This window comes from Acinetobacter sp. 25-47-122, from assembly GCF_056779695.1.
On record NZ_JBWYIJ010000019.1, the window covers coordinates 1 to 16,905 of the forward strand.

Sequence of the window (16,905 nt, forward strand, 5' to 3'; positions counted from 1 at the left end):
CACACAAGTTGTTCTTCATAATCTCTTAATGATCTTTCTAACATCTCGTCAATGATAGAAGCTGGACTCGAAACACTTAACAACTCAGCAACATGCTTCGTTCGTTTCCGTGTATCTCGTCGGTATGGGGTGCATTCTAGAGCATTTCGAAATCATTGCAAGTGCTTTTAACCCCATGTTTTAATGAGTGTTCTATTTTTATGCACCATTATGATTCATTAATAATCACATTTACACTTAACCCTATAATATTGAAGCAAAAATATTAATTTAATATTTCTGCTTCTTTTTTTAATCACTATTTCGCTTTTGAAGGTTTTATATTCACACTTAAAATTTTAATAGGATTTTTTGGCACATCTTGATACATACCAAATCTACCAGTAGGCACTTTTGCAATTTTATCGACAACATCCATGCCCTTAGTTACCTGACCAAACACAGCATAACCAGGATTCATTGGCGCTTTATTTAGAAAATCATTATCCGCAATATTGATAAAAAATTGGCTTGTTGCTGAATCAGGCTGGTTTGTACGTGCCATGGCTAAAGTGCCACGGTTATTCTTTAAGCCATTATAAGACTCGTTCTTGATTGGAGGTCGATTCGCTTTTTCTTTCATCGATACATCTAATCCTCCACCTTGGATCATGAACCCTGGAATAACCCGATGGAAAATTGTGCCGTTATAAAAATTAGCTTTCGCATAAGTTTCAAAGTTCTTTGCTGAAATCGGAGCTTTATCATTAAACAACTCGATTTCGATATCTCCTGCTGATGTTTTGATTTGCATATGCGTATTTGCTGCCAAAGACAAAGTACTCATCGCCGCAACAGAAGCACCTAACATCATTTTTTTTAACATACGCTATCCTCTTATTGATGTTTTATCTTATCTATTATTCACGAATCAATCGCCAGAAAAGATTCAATTTTTTGTTAAGCATCAAAGTATTTTTATTCGATTGCTGTATATAAAGAAAAAATCCTGAGTTTCGTTTGAAACTCAGGATTTGAAAGTAAGCATCTATTAACTATTTTTATCCCAAAATTTTCTAAACTCTTTACTCATTTCAATCAACAACTTTTTAGAACGCCCTGAGACTAGCGTTAGATTAATAAATCCGTGTGTTTGATCTTCAAAATCTTGATACAACACTTTAGTGCCATTTTGACGTAATTTGTGGGCGTAAATTTTGCCTTCATCATGCAATACATCATGTCCCGCTGTAACAACATAAGCTGGTGCCAATTTTTTTAGATTGCCGTATGTTGGGGAGATTAGTGGATTATCCAAAGCAACTTTATGTCTTGTCGCGTAGTATTCTGTCACATAGTCAATATCGCTGTTGGTTAATACTAAACCATCTTTATACGCAAAGAATGATGGATGACGACTTTTGAAATCAACCGCAGGATATATTAAAAATTGAGCTTGAGGCGCATAACTAGCATTCAATGCACGTTGAGCAACGACAGCACTAATATTACCGCCAGCACTATCTCCTGCCACAGCAATACGGTTTTTTAAGATTTTAAAGTGACGGCGATTTTGATATACCCATGCCAATGCATCTTCACATGATTGAATCAATGATTGTGGAGAAACTTCTGGCGCTAAAGGATAATCAATACTGATCACTTGTACTTTTGCATAATTCGCAATGATTCGGCACGCTTCATCATGTGTATTCACACTTCCGACAACAAACCCACCACCATGATAAAACACAATCATTGGTAATTTTTTATTCGGGGCAGGATGATAATGTCTGGCAAATACAGTACCACTTTGTAGAGGAAGACGAATATCTTCTACATATTGAACATGAGATGATTTATGTGTGATGGATTGGATTTGATTTTCAAATTCTTTTCTTGATTTATCAATATCAGCGCCAATAAAGCCTGATTTTCCTTGTTTCAACTGTGCAGCCATCAAGCATTTTGTAAAACTATCGAGTTGAGGATAGTCATAGGGATAGCCAAGTAACTTCACTAGAGATTCTTGAACGATCTTTGGGAGTCGATCTAATGCACGTCCTGCAGAACCCTGACCATTTTCAAGTAATTGTTGTATTTTTTGATTCACGATTCCGATCCTTTTAAAAAATCCGTATTCTTCATAATTTCTACACGATCAGCCATTTCATGACTATTTTGTTAACTAAGTCTACTGATCAATATACAAACTTCAATTCCATTTACGCTAATCTGACTATAGCAGTCTTGTCATTGACTATTTAATCCAACATCAGGAATTTTTTGGTTGTTCTGATTCAACATATAAAGGTGAAAGCTATGGCAATAAAAGTAATGATAATGTCATTGGCCACAGCAGTTCTTGCAGTCGGTTGTGTGGCCTTCCCTGACGATGGCCATTATTATAATGGTAATTATGACCATCGTTATGATCGTGATTATGATCGCAACTATGACCGTCAACGTTGGGAGAGAGAACGCGCACAACGTTTACATCAACAGCGCCTTGAACAAGAAAAGCGCAAACGTGAATATGAACGTCAACGCCAACAACGTGAATTAGCAGATCGACGTAATAAAGAACGTGCTGAGCATGATCGTCGTAAACAGATTGAACAACGTCAAAAGGAAATTCTAAAACAACGTCAAGCTGAACGTAATCGTTGGAATCAAGATAATCGTAAAAAAGCGATTGAAGAACAACGTAAGCGCTTAGAACAGGACCGCAAGAAGCGAGAACAGGAACGTCAACACGATCGCCGAGATCGTTAAGCTTTCTTGGACTCAAGACAATTGATTTAAAGTTACCTCACAAACCTAACATTCACATTTGAATGTTAGGTTTTTTTAAGTGCTGTGATTCTAAAAATAGACAGTAAAGGCATCCTATTTACTCTCTATTCTCTGCTTTTTCATAAAATTTAATCCATTATAAGCAGTTTAAATGAATTAAATTTCATTGCATTTTACTCAACAACTTGAGGGGCTTCTGCACCTTCAGCTGGGACAGCTTGAATCGGTTCAGCAGACTCTACACTTGGGTCAGCTTGTACAGCCACACCATTTTGGGTATCCATTTCAGTAGTTGCCGCTTGCGCTATTGAAGCATCTGTTTGTGTGGTCGGTTGAATCGCTTGAGCAGTTTCATCAGATTGGTTTGAAGTACAACCTACAGTAGCAAAACCAATAGCTGCAAATGCCAGGGAAATGAGACCTAATTTTTTCATTGTTTAATTCCTTACTTGAAACATTCAAAGTCAGAGTTAACTTTGAAGGCTTATCATTCCTGACTTTTTTATTTCATGCGTCAGTTCTTGGTTCAAGTTTCGATGACTTCAGGTTGAACTTATGAAAAAAGTGTAAAGAAAATGCAATTCAACTTTTATAGTTGAATATATTTCCTAAGCCATTTATTTAATTTATTTTTTAGTGAATATGTGGTGCGATATAAGCCCTTTTTGAAGGTGACTGAATCACAGTGTGGCTACACGGTATATCGGTTGCTTAACATTGTTACTCAGATCTCGACAAGCAAAAAAAAACTCATCCAAGGAGGTTGGATGAGCTATTAAAAAGCAAAAACAAAATAAATAGAAACTACAGCGTTAGTATCTGGTTAAAGATAATACAGTTTTGATTATTTAAAAGGAAAGACTTGTTTTATCTGAATCTATATTTTTTATATATAAAATATACACTAAATCATATTTTTATAATCTTTCTTCAGCTCATCTCCTCTTCTTATTCTAGACTTTAGATTTCTCTAAATGGATCGAAAAATTTTCATTCCTTGTTGTAAAGATGAATTTAGTAGAAATAAACATCGTTTAAGCTTGAATTATTTATAGTCGCCCACATTACCTTTGTATTGATGAATTACACACGCATGGCAGTTCAGATTAACGCAGTTAACACTGATGCCAAAGGACTGTACATGTTTAAAAACCCATTTAAGCGGAGATCTTCCATGGCAAATGAGCAAAACGAACAAACTCAGGACGTTCAAACGGAACAAACTGAACAGCAAGTTGAAAATCAACAAGCTGAAGTCGAAGTTTCTGTAGAAGACCTTCAAGCGCAAATCGCAACGCTGACTGAAAACTTAAAATATGAAAAAGCAGTTGCTGCAAATGCGAAGTATGAAGCAGAAAAAACTAAAGAACGTTTAGAGCGTGAAGCGGATACTGCGAAAAAATTTGCTTTAGAGAAATTTGCAAAAGAATTATTGGATTCAGTTGACAACCTTGAACGTGCAATTGCTGCTGCAGGTGATGAAAAAACGCCTTTATCAGAAGGTGTAGAACTCACACTGAAGTCATTATTAGCAACATTAGAAAAATTTGGTGTTGTGGCAGTTGACACTGAAAATGGTTTTAATGCTGATTTGCATCAAGCAGTAGGTATTGCTCCAGATGCAAAAGCGGGTGAGATTGGTACGGTACTTCAAAAAGGTTACACCCTTTCTGGCCGTTTACTTCGTCCTGCAATGGTCATGGTAGGCCAATAAGTCAAGAAATACGGGAGTTTGTAAAAATTTTTTTAAGTTTTTAACTTGAAAAATAATGAATGGCTCTCATATCGGATAACAAGTGAAAGATCACAACAAAATTTTCGAGGAACACATCAATGGCTAAAATTATTGGTATTGACTTAGGTACTACAAACTCATGTGTTGCAGTACTTGAAGGCGATAAAGTTAAAGTAATCGACAACGCTGAAGGCGCTCGTACAACTCCGTCTATTATTGCGTATAAAGATGGCGAGATCCTTGTTGGTCAATCAGCTAAACGTCAAGCGGTAACAAACCCGAAAAATACATTATTCGCGATCAAACGTTTGATCGGTCGTCGTTACGAAGATCAAGCAGTTCAAAAAGATATTGGTCTTGTACCTTACAAAATCATCAAAGCTGACAATGGCGATGCTTGGGTTGATGTAAACGACAAGAAACTAGCACCACAACAAATCTCTGCAGAAGTTCTTAAGAAAATGAAGAAAACTGCGGAAGATTACTTAGGTGAAACAGTTACTGAAGCGGTAGTTACTGTTCCTGCATACTTCAACGATGCTCAACGTCAAGCAACGAAAGATGCTGGTAAAATTGCTGGTTTAGATGTTAAACGTATCATCAACGAACCAACAGCTGCAGCGCTTGCGTTCGGTATGGATAAGAAAGAAGGCGATCGTAAAATCGCGGTTTACGACTTAGGTGGTGGTACTTTCGACGTATCAATCATTGAAATCGCTGACCTTGATGGCGACCAACAAATCGAAGTGTTGTCTACAAATGGTGACACATTCCTAGGTGGTGAAGACTTTGATAACGCGTTAATCGACTTCTTGGTTGAAGAATTCAAGAAAGAACAAAATGTAAACTTGAAAAACGATCCACTTGCTTTACAACGTTTGAAAGAAGCTGCTGAGAAAGCGAAGATTGAATTGTCTTCTTCGAATGCAACTGAAATTAACCTTCCATATATCACTGCTGATGCGACTGGTCCTAAACACTTAGTGATCAACGTAACACGTGCGAAATTAGAAGGTCTTGTTGCTGACTTAGTTGCTCGTACAATCGAGCCATGTAAGATTGCACTTAAAGATGCTGGTTTATCAACTTCTGATATCTCTGACGTGATCTTGGTTGGTGGTCAGTCTCGTATGCCGCTTGTACAACAAAAAGTACAAGAGTTCTTCGGTAAAGAGCCACGTAAAGACGTGAACCCTGACGAAGCTGTAGCAATGGGTGCTGCGATCCAAGGTGCTGTACTTTCAGGTGATAAAAACGACGTTCTATTACTTGACGTTACACCATTGACACTTGGTATTGAAACAATGGGTGGCGTGTTAACTCCAATCATCGAGAAAAACACAACAATCCCTGCGAAAAAATCACAAGTGTTCTCTACAGCTGCTGATAACCAGCCTGCAGTAGACATTTCGGTTTACCAAGGTGAACGTAAAATGGCTCAACAAAACAAATTGTTGGGTAACTTCCAATTGGGCGATATCCCACCTGCTCCACGTGGTGTGCCGCAAATTGAAGTATCGTTCGACATCAACGCTGATGGTATCTTGAAAGTATCTGCGAAAGACAAGAGCACGGGTAAAGAGCAATCAATTCAAATTAAAGCAAACTCAGGTTTGAGCGATGCTGAAATTGAAGCGATGATCAAAGATGCTGAAGCGAATGCGGAAGAAGACCGTAAGTTTGAAGAATTAGCAAAAGCGCGTAACGAAGCTGATGCATTAGTTTCTTCTGCTCAAAAAGCAGTAAAAGACCTTGGCGAACAAGTAACTGCTGATGAAAAAACTGCGGTTGAAACTGCTATTTCAGAACTTGAAGCTGCAACAAAAGAAAATGATGTTGATGCGATCAAAGCGAAAACTGAAGCACTTCAAAACATCATCATGCCGATCACTCAACGTGCTTATGAAGCTGCGCAGGGTGCTCAAGGTGGTGCGCAAGGTTTTGATCCAAATGCATTCCAAGGTGATGCTGCTGGTCAACAACAAAAAGCGGACGACGGCGTTGTAGATGCTGAGTTCACTGAAGTAAAAGATGACAAAAAATAATTTGTCTCTTTAAATAAAAGACCGCGCGAAAGCGCGGTTTTTTTATTTACATCTTTGAATTTTTAAATGATTATCAGATATTTGTATCTTGCATTGCAGGCATCATAATTTCTTTCACACAAGATGCTCTAGACGTATTAAGCACAAAATGAACGGCAGCAACTACATCAGACACAGGAATTAAAGATTCGTCTGTTTCTTCTAGGACAGATTCTATTGTTGTATCTAGATCAAAATCAGGTGCTAAATATCCAAGATTTAACACCGTAACGCCTATTCGATCCTTTCGTATCAACTCTCTTAAGGCATGGGAAATTCCACGTATTGCAAATTTGGTAGCTGAAAATACTATTTCTTTTCCATTGTGATTGTCTAAACCCCATGTTGAACCAATGAGGATCACTTTGGCATGATCTGATTTCTTTAAATTTTCCAAAATGGATTGTATAGATAAAATACAACTGGTGATATTTGTATTGATGATCGTTTGAATTTCTAATGCTGAGATTGATGAAAAATCATAGTCATGCGTAAAAGCATCTTGCTCCCAAACACCTACATTATAAATAAATACATCTAATGCTTTATCTCCAATTACGTCTTTAATTTTCTTGCATGCTTGGACAGGATAAGCTAAATCAGTTTGAATCCACTCAATCTGGCGTGGTAGTTGTGGGGTTGAGCGTGATATTCCATAGATTAAATCATCATCATTTGGAACTAAAGTAGCTAACGCTTTTCCTAGACCATAACTGATTCCATGAATTAAAAAAGTTTTATTGATTGATGATGGCACTGTCGTTTTTCCAATTTTGTTATTAGATTTCTTATGATCAAAACTCAAGTTAGCTTGAGGTCAAGTTGAATTAAAAACACAAATAAAATAAAAAAATTAAAATGACAGTTTTTATGACGATGACCAAAATAACGCCTATTTTAATAAAAAAGCCCAATCTACATTGGGCTTTTTATCACAAATTACTCATCAAACGAACTTTCTAACTCTTCAAGTTCCATCATCAGTTCAAGCATTTTTTCTTCTGCTTGTGCTAATTTTCCTTTAAGCTCAGTTTGTTCATTCATCAATTTTAAAAGATCATCTTTCCGAGACGCATCATAAAGTGATGCCTCCCCTAAAGCATCCTCAATTTGAACTAAACGTGGTTGAATCTTTGCAATCTCAGCTTCCAATTTTTCGATATTTTTACGAATTGGGCGGCTCATTTCACGGCGACGCGCAGCTTCTTTACGCTGTGCTTCTTTATCTACTTTAGAAACTACAGGCTTATCGATCACTTGAGATTTTACTGGCTCAGGTGCTTGCTGCCCTTGCTTCATCAACTCTGCACGTGCTTGACGTAACCAGTCTGCATAAGCGACCAGATCACCTTCAAACTCACGACATTTACCGTTATGCACTAGGAGTAATTCATCACAGACACTTGCAATTAATTGGCGTTCATGTGAGACCAACACCACTGCCCCTTCAAAGTCTTGTAGTGCCATAGTTAATGCATGACGCATATCCAAGTCTAAATGGTTGGTCGGTTCATCTAGAATTAAAACATTTGGACGCTGCCAGACAATCAAAGCCAATGCTAAACGTGCACGCTCCCCCCCAGAAAAGCTTTCACACTGTGTATCCATACGCTCACCAGAGAAGCCAAAACTTCCTAAGAATGCGCGTAAAGTCGCTTCACTGATCTTCTTATCTGCGATACGAGATAACTGCAACATTGGACTCGCATTACCATCTAATGCATCCATTTGATGTTGGGCGAAATAACCAATATTAAGTAATTCGGATGCTTTACGTTGACCTTGGATTAAAGGTAAATCACCCACCAAAGATTTAATTAATGTGGACTTACCTGCACCATTCATACCCAGCAGACCGATACGGCTGGTTGGCGTGATTTGTAGCTTCACATTGGTCACAATCAGTTTGTCGCCATAACCAATATCAGCACTATCCAGTTGTAACAACGGAGAACTCATTTTGGTCGGTTCACGGAAGCTAAAGGTAAAAGGCGTATCGACATGCGCAGCAGAAAGCTCTTTCATTCGTTCAAGCTGTTTAATACGACTTTGTGCCTGTTTCGCTTTGGTTGCCTTAGCTTTAAAACGATCAATATATTTTTGCAGATGTGCACGTAGCTCGAGCTGTTTCTCATAGGCTTGTTGTTGCTGAGCTAAACGTTCACTTCGGGTACGTTCAAATGTTGAATAGTTGCCGGTATAAAGCGTTAATTCTTGGTTTTCGATATGCAAAATATGGTCGGTAATGGCATCCAAGAAATCACGGTCATGCGAAATCAGTACCAATGTGCCTTCATATGCTTTTAACCAATCTTCTAACCATAAAATAGCGTCTAAATCTAAATGGTTCGTCGGTTCATCAAGTAAGAGTAAATCTGAACGACTCATCAAAGTACGTGCAAGATTTAAACGCATACGCCATCCACCAGAGAAACTTTTTACACTAAGTTCTGACTGATGTTCAAAGAAGCCTAGCCCAGCCATCAGTTGTGATGCTTTAGACGGCGCTGAGTAGCCACTAATTTCATCAAAACGACCATATAGATTTGCCAAATCTTGATCAGATAATCCCTCAGGATGCTCAAGTTTGTGTTGGATATCCCAATACTCTTCATCACCGGATAGAACGAAATCAATCGCTTTCATATCCAGCGCTTTAATCTCTTGCGCCATATGCGCCACTGTCCAAACCGATGGTCGTGTTAATGAGCCACCATCTGATTCCATGCCTCCAAGTAATGCTGAAAACAACGTCGATTTTCCTGCACCATTGACACCTGTTAAACCAATCTTCCAACCAGGGTGAAGTTGCATAGACGCTTTTTCAAATAAAATGCGACCGCCGCGGCGAATGGTAAGTTGGTCTAACTGAATCATAGATATTCAAACAAATAAGTATTGGATGGCGCATTTTAATGGATTTCAACCAGAACAACCAAAAATTAATCCATCTTTCATCTTCATTTCATTCTTGACATAAACAAGCCATCACTCAGGATGGCTTTTGAATCATTCAAAACTTAACGATTTAGTCAGTAAAAGTTACTTTAGCAATGGCCTTTTTACCTGCTTGAACAATCACTGTTTTGTTTTCGTTAATTGAGAATGATGCATCCACCACTTCCCAATCAACTTTTACGGCTCCACGTGAAACAGCATCTTTGGCTTGCGCTGCATTTTTGGTTAAGCCCGCTGCACGAACAATAGAAGCAATAAACATTTCACCACCGAATTCACCACGTGAAATCGTCACTTCTGGCGTTCCTTCAGGAAGCTCACCTTCTGTGATGATATTCCCTGCACCTTTATGTGCATTCGCAGCAGCTTCGCTTCCATGGAAACGTTCCACTAACTCGAGCGCTAAGATACGTTTAATTTCTTGAGGGTTACGACCTTCAGCCATTTCTTTCAATAAGCCTTCGATCTCTTCCATTGACTTGAAGCTCAGCAGTTCGAAATATCGCTCAATTAAGCTGTCTGGCATCGAAAGTACTTTTTGGTACATCGCACCAGGTGCATCGAATACACCAATGTAGTTACCTAAAGATTTAGACATTTTGTTGACGCCATCTAAACCTTCAAGAATTGGTACAGTGATACACACTTGTGGCTCTTGATTATAACGACCTTGTAAAGTACGCCCCATCAGCAAGTTAAAGGTCTGATCCGTACCACCTAACTCAACATCTGCCTCGAGCGCGATAGAGTCATAGCCTTGCACCAATGGATATAAAAACTCGTGAATCGCAATCGGCTGTTGGTTGTTATAGCGTTTAGTAAAGTCATCACGTTCAAGCATACGTGCAACCGTTTGCTGTGAAGCCAATTGAATCAGGTCAGCAGCAGTTTTTTGAGCAAACCATTCTGAGTTAAACACCACCTTAGTTTTATTTGGATCAAGAATTTTGAACACTTGTTCCTGATAGGTTTTCGCGTTTTCTAAGACTTGCTCACGTGACAATGGTGGACGAGTTGCACTTTTACCTGTTGGGTCACCAATCATCGCAGTGTAATCACCAATCAAGAAGAATACTTCATGACCTAAGTCTTGAAACACTTTAAGCTTGTTAATTAATACCGTATGACCTAAGTGTAAGTCTGGTGCTGTAGGATCAAAACCCGCCTTAATTTTCAAAGGACGATTCAATTTTAATTTCTTCAGAAGATCTTCTTCTGAAATAATTTCATGTGTGCCTCGTTGAATGAGGGCAAGTTGTTCTTCAGCAGGCAGGAAATTTGACATCACAAAACCCAAATACATCTGTTGTTCAATTTGTGCGATATACTAACACTTTTTCAGCACAATGCAGGCTTAAGAATAATCATGACCACAATCTACATTGGTGTAATGACTGGCACGAGTATGGACGGCGTCGATTTTGTAGCCGCTTCTTTTGATCCATTACAGATCCATGCAACGCTGACATTAGCCTTTGATCCAGATTTACGTGATGAACTGATGGCACTTACTTTGCCAGACGATAATGAAATTGACCGCATGGGTAAAGCTGATGTCGCTTTAGCACAGATGATCGGTCATGGAATCAATCAACTTATACAAGAAAATAATCTCGATAGAACTCAAATAAAAGCCATTGGATCTCATGGTCAAACGATTCGTCATCGTCCCGAACATGGATTTACCCTGCAAATTGGTGATCCCAACATTATTACTGAAATCACTCAAATTCCTGTGGTATCAGATTTTAGACGCCGTGATATGGCTGCTGGTGGTCAAGGTGCTCCTCTAGTGCCAGCATTCCATCAAGCCTTATTTCAGCATCCGACGATACACCGTGTGATCTTAAATCTCGGTGGAATTGCCAATGTCAGTATGTTACCTGCGGGTAATCCTAAAGGCGTATATGGCTTCGATACTGGACCAGCCAATATTTTGATGGATGCTTGGTGTGAACGTTACACAGGTCAGCCTTATGATGAAAATGGCAATTGGGCTGCTTATGGTACGCCTATTCGCGCTTTGCTTGATCGTTTGCAATCACATGACTTTTTCTCCAAAGAACCGCCAAAAAGTACTGGTCGTGAAGACTTTAATTTGGAATGGTTGGATGAACAAATTGCCGATTGGCGTAGCGATGTTGAATACGATGAACTTGAAGATACGCCTGAAAATATTCAAGCAACGCTGATGAAACTCACGACACGTGCCATTAAGAAAGCCATTTATCGCTCCCCTATGGACACAGGTGAAGTTTATGTCTGTGGGGGTGGTGCGTATAACTCACAATTATTAGAACAATTACGTTGGCGTTTACGTAAACATGAGTGGAGTGTTCAAACCACAGCAGATTTGGGATTAGCACCGACTTGGGTGGAGGCGACTGCTTTTGCGTGGTTGGCTATGCGATTTGTAAACCAGCTTGCTGGTAATTTACCTGAAGTGACAGGAGCTCAAGGAGATCGAGTTTTAGGAACGATCACTGCGGTTTAAATGAAGAATCGATGTATCCACTATCCTGAGTTGATACATCGATTAACTTAAACAGGTGCAAAATTCAATTTTGAAAGTGGCGAGTTTACAGCAAAGATTCGATGTCTACATTCAGTAAAGCCATTTTCCCTTAAACGCTGAAGATGCATATTTAGATAGTCCTCTGCATCTGCTTGGCTTTCAAATAAGTAAATTCCACCTGCTTCTTTGGATACTTCATTTTCAGTCCAAATTTTCCAAATCAAGCCTTTCTCATTTGCTATTGAATCCGCGAGTGTTTTGAAACTTTCAAACATTTCATGACCCCAAGGTCCATCATAGGGAAAATCAATTTGTAGAATAATTGCCATTCAACTTTTCCTTATATACGCGCATCTTTGATTAAGTCATCAATAGCTTGTGTTAATTTTTCCAATGCCACATGACCAGAGCCTATGATTTTGACATTGTCTCCATGACGTATCACAAAACTTGGGAACCCTTTTATGCCCCAACTTCGGTTAAGCTTGAACTCTTCATAGGTCGCTGTTTGGGTCTCAGGTAATTCAAACAAAGTTGAGAATACGTCGAAATCCAGCTCAAACGTTTCACATATACTTCGATAATATTCAAGCTCGTTCGGATCTTCACCATCCACATAAAATTTATATTGGATTGCTGAAAAAAATGCCAAAAGTTTTTCATCGTGATGATCATGGTCTTGCCAAAGTTGTCGAGCAACGTAAATAGCACGTGCTGAAGGCTCGGTATCATAGTTAAAATGTGCTCTTTCTAACAATTTTTCAGTGAAAGGCTGTTGAGTCAGTCTCTGAATATTTTTCCATTCGGTGCGTAAAAAATTTTTGAAAGTATCGGTCCAAGCATCACCTCCACCAGGTCTTAAACCACCGCTAATCACTTGAAAGCCAACACCATGCTGAATTGCATATTCACGCGCTTGTTTAATGATATTTGAACTTCCCCAACACCATGAGCACATTGGGTCACCCACATAAATCAGGCTGAGGTCAGATGCTACATTGACCACTGCATTTTGGCCTTTTTCCAATTCGGCTACTGAACAAGTACCAGTTTCTAAATCACAATTCATTGTCATTGCTATGTCCTCAATTTGCTAAATCAGATCATTTGCTACATCTGATCGATTGACTTAACTTAGCGGTTCTATAATGATGTGAATAGACAATAAAAATGAAAGGTGGTGTTCGATTTTATGAACAGATTACCCTACTCAATCGATGACCTATATTGGTTCGTACTGATTGCAGATGCTGGAAGTTTATCTGCGGCAGCAAGACGTTATGATATTGCTAAATCCACGTTATCCAATCGACTTTCAAGACTTGAAGAATCCTTAAATATTAGATTATTAAATCGAAATACTAATTCAAGCTCACTGACTGATGCTGGGAAGATTTTCTTAAAAGAAATCTCCCCCCTATTTCATCAGATTGAATCTCTGACGAATGATCTCACACAATTAGAAATACAACCCAAAGGTCGAATTCGAATAGCTGCTTCGGGAACTTTTGGAAAATTGGTGGTATTGCCTTTAATCTCTCAATTTTTAATTGAATATCCACACATTGATATTGAAATTGATTTGAATGACACTAAAGTTGATTTGATTTCTGGAGGATATGACTTAGCCATCAGACTTGGTGATTTAGCAGACTCTACACTCCATGCTCAAAAGGTTGGACAAGTTCGAAGAATTTTATGTGCCAGTCCGACCTATCAAATGCATTGTGGCATTCCTGAAAACCCAGAGCAACTGTGTGATCATCATTTTATCTCGCATAACCGCGAGCTGTCCAAAATCACACTTTTCAAAAACGGTACGATAAAAAAATTTCAAATTTATACCCATTTGATGGTGACACCATCCGAACATGCACTTGCTGCTGTAGAAGCACATTTAGGTATTGCCGCCGTTGCAGAAATCCAAGTGGCCCATCAATTAGTCAACTCAACGTTAATTCATATTTTACCTGAATGGTCTCTAATCCCTGAAGATGTCCACTTGGTTACTCCGAGCTTAAGCTATCGGACCTTAGCTTTGAGACTTTGCTTAACGTTCTTACAAAAACAAATACCAATACAAATACACCGTTTAATCAACCCATAATATTGTCAGACAATGAACGACCTTCTTTCACCTAGAACTGACCCGTTCAGCCCTAGTTCTATCATCCAAATTTGATAAAGATATGTAAAGGAAAGAGGATATAGATCATGGAAAAACAACAACGACTCACTGAGTTTCAAAAAGGTAATCTTATTTTTGATGTAATAGACAGCGGTCCAATCGATGGCACTCCAATTGTGCTATTACATGGTTTTCCTGAAACATCAAAAATTTGGCAGCATAGTGCCGAAATACTAAACCAACATGGTTTTCGCACCTACGCGTTAAACCAACGTGGATATAGCTTAAGGGCTCAACCAAAGAAACGTGCAGATTATGCCATTCAACATTTAGCAGATGATGTAAATGTTTTACTCGACTTAATTGGAGAGCCTTCATATATCGTAGGACACGACTGGGGCGCAGTCGTTGCTTGGGAAGTTGCTCTACGTTATCCTAATAAAATTAAACATTTGACCGCGATCTCCGTCCCTCACAAAGCAGCATTTATGCGGGCTTTTTACAGCAGTACACAACTTTTTAAATCCTATTATATGGGACTATTTCAGCTTCCATGGATACCTGAGTTGCTCTTTAATAAAACACCTCAAATTGGCGAGGCTTTATTAAAAAATTCTGGAATGACAGTTGAACAATTAAATGACTTTAAACAAGAAATGATTATAGAAAAACGGCTCAGCCCATCACTCAATTGGTATCGAGGTTTACCTTTTAGCTCTAATAAAACGCTATTCAATAAAGTCAAAGTTCCCACTTTATTTATTTGGGGCAAAGATGACGTTGCAATTGATGCTAAAGGTGTTCAGTTCAATCAAAATTATGTTGAAGGTCCGTATACGGAAATTCATTTAGAGGCGAATCATTGGATTCCAGTTCAAAATTATCATGAGCTGACTGATTTAATTCTGAAAGAACAGCAAAAATTATCATAAAAAAAGCCCGCTTAGCGGGCTTTTTTTTTGCTGCATATTAAATTGAGAATGAAGATCCACAACCACATGTCGTTGTCGCATTAGGATTTTGCACGATAAAGCGTGATCCTTCCAAACCTTCGACATAATCAACAACTGAACCAACGAGATATTGATAACTCAGTGAGTCAACAAGCATCTTCACATCACCATTCACAAATTCAGCATCGTCTTCATTTTGAGATTCAGCAAAATTGAATCCGTAAGAAAAACCAGAGCAACCACCACCTGTCACATATACACGTAACATCAAATCTTGATTTCCTTCGCTCTCACGAAGTTGACGAACTTTATTCGCAGCATTGTCAGTCAGCTCAAGTGCTTGGGCAGTCATGATGGATTCCTCAAAAAATTAAATAGGCTTTGAAATTAAAAGACCATATATCAAGTATAACATACTCGATATATGGTCATAACTCGAACTTTAAAGTTTATTCAGAGTAAATTTATCGGATTTAAATGTAACGTCCTATGAACTTATTTGTAGTTCTCATCCTGCAAGCTACATTCAAAGTTTGTCGGTTCATTCTTACAACGGAACTGCCAAAGTAGTTTCATCATTTGTTTGTTGTAAACACCTTGTTTAGTAAGTGCAATACGAGATTCACGCATCAATTTTTGATAACCAGGTTTATCTCCAGCTGGCACATTCATCCAATATTTAGCCGGAATATCCGCTTTCATTTTGCCTAAAATTTGATTCGCACGTGGTAATTGTGTTTTCACCCAATCACGCGATTTCTGTCCGAAACCTTCAGGGAATTTATCATGACGAATGATGATGTTACCGGTCACTTGAAGAATTGGATAATTCACAATTGCACCTTTCGTTCCTAGCCCTTTATGAAGTTCTAAAGGACGGAATACCGCTGCTGGTGCACCAATAATATCAACTTGGCCGTTATTGAATTTACTACCAAAATTAGTGACATCAGAACTCACTGCCTGCGCACCAATTTGCTGTACCATAATTTTTTGTGCCTGATCATAATCAAGTACGGCGATCTTTTTACCCGCAGCTTTAGCAACCGTATTAATACTACGATCACGCACCATTAAATAAGCATCGCCAACAGGAATCACACCTGCAACTTCATAGTTGCCATTTTTCATATGCTTTGCAAAGGTTGGACTTGCTAAACCTTGCATAACTTTGACAGCTAAATTGAGATTAGTAATCGCACCAATGGCATCTAAAGAGCCAGTGAAATTATTAAACTGACGACCGCGCATCCCTGTGATACTTACACCGTCACATTTACCTGCTTTGAAATCTTCAGCAATTACGCCTTCATTTTGTCCGACTTTAAGCTCAATATCAGCTCCCCACTGCTTAGCAGCAAGTTGATAATCTTTCATTAACGCATAGACATCGCCGTTTTTCCCGACGAGATCAAACACGCAGACGACTTGCTTTGCTTGTGAAGCCGTTGCAGCAGTCATTAAACCTGCTGATAGCAATAATGTTTTGGTTAAATTCATTTTATTGTTTCCTATTCCTTCTTTCTTATAGTCTCGAATATCCCATATCAAACACCTTAAACTTCAGTGTCAGTGTGTTGAACTAAAATGAGATTACACGATCCAATTGTGTAGATACTGATCCTGAGATGCTGTATGTATATGGTTTTTAGATACAGATCATTTAAATAGTACTTATTGTGATTAAAGCATACTTTTTTCTTATAAATGTGCATTGGCGAAAATGACATAAAATGAATAAAAAAAACCCTAGACCA

The 16,905-nt window shown here is 38.6% G+C and carries 16 protein-coding genes; 6 read left to right on the plus strand and 10 right to left on the minus strand.

Annotated elements, in window-relative coordinates; translation table 11 throughout:
• Window positions 1-298: 298 nt before the first annotated feature.
• Together AC1M9P_RS14215 and AC1M9P_RS14220 are read right to left on the minus strand one after the other, a co-directional pair.
• A complete protein-coding gene (locus AC1M9P_RS14215; RefSeq protein WP_481588046.1) occupies window positions 299-865 on the minus strand; it encodes a peptidylprolyl isomerase in 567 nt (188 codons plus the stop codon).
• A gap of 165 nt (window positions 866-1,030) precedes the next feature.
• Window positions 1,031-2,101 (minus strand): alpha/beta hydrolase, encoded by a 1,071-nt coding sequence (locus AC1M9P_RS14220; RefSeq protein ID WP_481588070.1) that lies wholly within the window; start codon window positions 2,099-2,101, stop codon window positions 1,031-1,033.
• 200 nt (window positions 2,102-2,301) lie between these two features.
• Between AC1M9P_RS14220 and AC1M9P_RS14225 the strand changes: the two genes are divergently transcribed.
• A complete protein-coding gene (locus tag AC1M9P_RS14225; RefSeq protein ID WP_481588047.1) occupies window positions 2,302-2,754 on the plus strand; it encodes a hypothetical protein in 453 nt (150 codons plus the stop codon).
• Between the two features lie 194 nt (window positions 2,755-2,948).
• On the opposite strand, the gene AC1M9P_RS14230 is transcribed toward AC1M9P_RS14225, so the two are convergent.
• The gene (locus tag AC1M9P_RS14230) at window positions 2,949-3,209 is read right to left on the minus strand and encodes a molybdenum ABC transporter substrate-binding protein (protein ID WP_481588048.1); all 261 of its coding nucleotides are present in this window, start codon (window positions 3,207-3,209) and stop codon (window positions 2,949-2,951) included.
• A 707-nt stretch (window positions 3,210-3,916) separates the two neighbouring features.
• Between AC1M9P_RS14230 and grpE the strand changes: the two genes are divergently transcribed.
• Together grpE and dnaK are read left to right on the plus strand one after the other, a co-directional pair.
• Window positions 3,917-4,489 carry a nucleotide exchange factor GrpE gene (gene grpE / locus AC1M9P_RS14235; protein WP_257219952.1) on the plus strand — a complete coding sequence of 191 codons (573 nt, stop codon included), beginning with the start codon at window positions 3,917-3,919 and terminating at the stop codon, window positions 4,487-4,489.
• Window positions 4,490-4,608: 119 nt separating this feature from the next.
• Window positions 4,609-6,555: a molecular chaperone DnaK gene (gene dnaK / locus AC1M9P_RS14240; protein WP_481588049.1), complete on the plus strand. Its 1,947-nt coding sequence runs from the start codon at window positions 4,609-4,611 to the stop codon at window positions 6,553-6,555.
• A gap of 73 nt (window positions 6,556-6,628) precedes the next feature.
• Here the strand turns inward: dnaK and AC1M9P_RS14245 are convergent, their stop codons facing one another.
• The 3 genes from AC1M9P_RS14245 to tyrS form a co-directional block, all read right to left on the minus strand.
• Complete coding sequence (locus AC1M9P_RS14245; RefSeq protein ID WP_481588050.1) at window positions 6,629-7,351, minus strand: SDR family oxidoreductase; 723 nt, start codon at window positions 7,349-7,351, stop codon at window positions 6,629-6,631.
• Window positions 7,352-7,533: 182 nt separating this feature from the next.
• Window positions 7,534-9,471, minus strand: a complete 1,938-nt coding sequence (locus tag AC1M9P_RS14250) for an ATP-binding cassette domain-containing protein (RefSeq protein ID WP_481588051.1) — start codon at window positions 9,469-9,471, stop codon at window positions 7,534-7,536.
• 151 nt (window positions 9,472-9,622) lie between these two features.
• Window positions 9,623-10,855 (minus strand): tyrosine--tRNA ligase, encoded by a 1,233-nt coding sequence (tyrS, locus tag AC1M9P_RS14255; protein ID WP_171076798.1) that lies wholly within the window; start codon window positions 10,853-10,855, stop codon window positions 9,623-9,625.
• A 63-nt stretch (window positions 10,856-10,918) separates the two neighbouring features.
• Between tyrS and AC1M9P_RS14260 the strand changes: the two genes are divergently transcribed.
• A complete protein-coding gene (locus tag AC1M9P_RS14260) occupies window positions 10,919-12,046 on the plus strand; it encodes an anhydro-N-acetylmuramic acid kinase (RefSeq protein ID WP_481588052.1) in 1,128 nt (375 codons plus the stop codon).
• Between the two features lie 47 nt (window positions 12,047-12,093).
• Here the strand turns inward: AC1M9P_RS14260 and AC1M9P_RS14265 are convergent, their stop codons facing one another.
• The gene (locus AC1M9P_RS14265) at window positions 12,094-12,396 is read right to left on the minus strand and encodes a monooxygenase (protein WP_481588053.1); all 303 of its coding nucleotides are present in this window, start codon (window positions 12,394-12,396) and stop codon (window positions 12,094-12,096) included.
• Window positions 12,397-12,407: 11 nt separating this feature from the next.
• Window positions 12,408-13,142 (minus strand): DsbA family protein, encoded by a 735-nt coding sequence (locus AC1M9P_RS14270; protein ID WP_481588054.1) that lies wholly within the window; start codon window positions 13,140-13,142, stop codon window positions 12,408-12,410.
• A 117-nt stretch (window positions 13,143-13,259) separates the two neighbouring features.
• Here AC1M9P_RS14270 and AC1M9P_RS14275 point away from each other — a divergent pair, with 117 nt between their 5' ends.
• Window positions 13,260-14,174, plus strand: coding sequence for a LysR family transcriptional regulator (locus AC1M9P_RS14275; RefSeq protein WP_481588055.1), 915 nt, complete (start codon window positions 13,260-13,262; stop codon window positions 14,172-14,174).
• A 107-nt stretch (window positions 14,175-14,281) separates the two neighbouring features.
• Window positions 14,282-15,127, plus strand: a complete 846-nt coding sequence (locus tag AC1M9P_RS14280) for an alpha/beta fold hydrolase (RefSeq protein ID WP_481588056.1) — start codon at window positions 14,282-14,284, stop codon at window positions 15,125-15,127.
• A 37-nt stretch (window positions 15,128-15,164) separates the two neighbouring features.
• Here AC1M9P_RS14280 and erpA read toward each other — a convergent pair whose 3' ends face one another.
• Window positions 15,165-15,500: an iron-sulfur cluster insertion protein ErpA gene (gene erpA, locus AC1M9P_RS14285; RefSeq protein WP_035268624.1), complete on the minus strand. Its 336-nt coding sequence runs from the start codon at window positions 15,498-15,500 to the stop codon at window positions 15,165-15,167.
• Between the two features lie 143 nt (window positions 15,501-15,643).
• Complete coding sequence (locus tag AC1M9P_RS14290; RefSeq protein WP_035268621.1) at window positions 15,644-16,648, minus strand: putative solute-binding protein; 1,005 nt, start codon at window positions 16,646-16,648, stop codon at window positions 15,644-15,646.
• Between the last annotated feature and the right edge of the window lie 257 nt (window positions 16,649-16,905).

Excerpts from the sequence above, each read along its gene's own strand:
- AC1M9P_RS14215 (WP_481588046.1), bottom strand. The coding sequence starts at position 865 with ATGTTAAAAAAAATGATGTTAGGTGCTTCTGTTGCGGCGATGAGTACT.
- AC1M9P_RS14225 (WP_481588047.1), top strand. The coding sequence starts at position 2,302 with ATGGCAATAAAAGTAATGATAATGTCATTGGCCACAGCAGTTCTTGCA.
- AC1M9P_RS14230 (WP_481588048.1), bottom strand. The coding sequence starts at position 3,209 with ATGAAAAAATTAGGTCTCATTTCCCTGGCATTTGCAGCTATTGGTTTT.
- grpE (WP_257219952.1), top strand. The coding sequence starts at position 3,917 with ATGTTTAAAAACCCATTTAAGCGGAGATCTTCCATGGCAAATGAGCAA.
- dnaK (WP_481588049.1), top strand. The coding sequence starts at position 4,609 with ATGGCTAAAATTATTGGTATTGACTTAGGTACTACAAACTCATGTGTT.
- AC1M9P_RS14250 (WP_481588051.1), bottom strand. The coding sequence starts at position 9,471 with ATGATTCAGTTAGACCAACTTACCATTCGCCGCGGCGGTCGCATTTTA.
- tyrS (WP_171076798.1), bottom strand. The coding sequence starts at position 10,855 with ATGTATTTGGGTTTTGTGATGTCAAATTTCCTGCCTGCTGAAGAACAA.
- AC1M9P_RS14260 (WP_481588052.1), top strand. The coding sequence starts at position 10,919 with ATGACCACAATCTACATTGGTGTAATGACTGGCACGAGTATGGACGGC.
- AC1M9P_RS14265 (WP_481588053.1), bottom strand. The coding sequence starts at position 12,396 with ATGGCAATTATTCTACAAATTGATTTTCCCTATGATGGACCTTGGGGT.
- AC1M9P_RS14270 (WP_481588054.1), bottom strand. The coding sequence starts at position 13,142 with ATGACAATGAATTGTGATTTAGAAACTGGTACTTGTTCAGTAGCCGAA.
- AC1M9P_RS14275 (WP_481588055.1), top strand. The coding sequence starts at position 13,260 with ATGAACAGATTACCCTACTCAATCGATGACCTATATTGGTTCGTACTG.
- AC1M9P_RS14280 (WP_481588056.1), top strand. The coding sequence starts at position 14,282 with ATGGAAAAACAACAACGACTCACTGAGTTTCAAAAAGGTAATCTTATT.
- erpA (WP_035268624.1), bottom strand. The coding sequence starts at position 15,500 with ATGACTGCCCAAGCACTTGAGCTGACTGACAATGCTGCGAATAAAGTT.
- AC1M9P_RS14290 (WP_035268621.1), bottom strand. The coding sequence starts at position 16,648 with ATGAATTTAACCAAAACATTATTGCTATCAGCAGGTTTAATGACTGCT.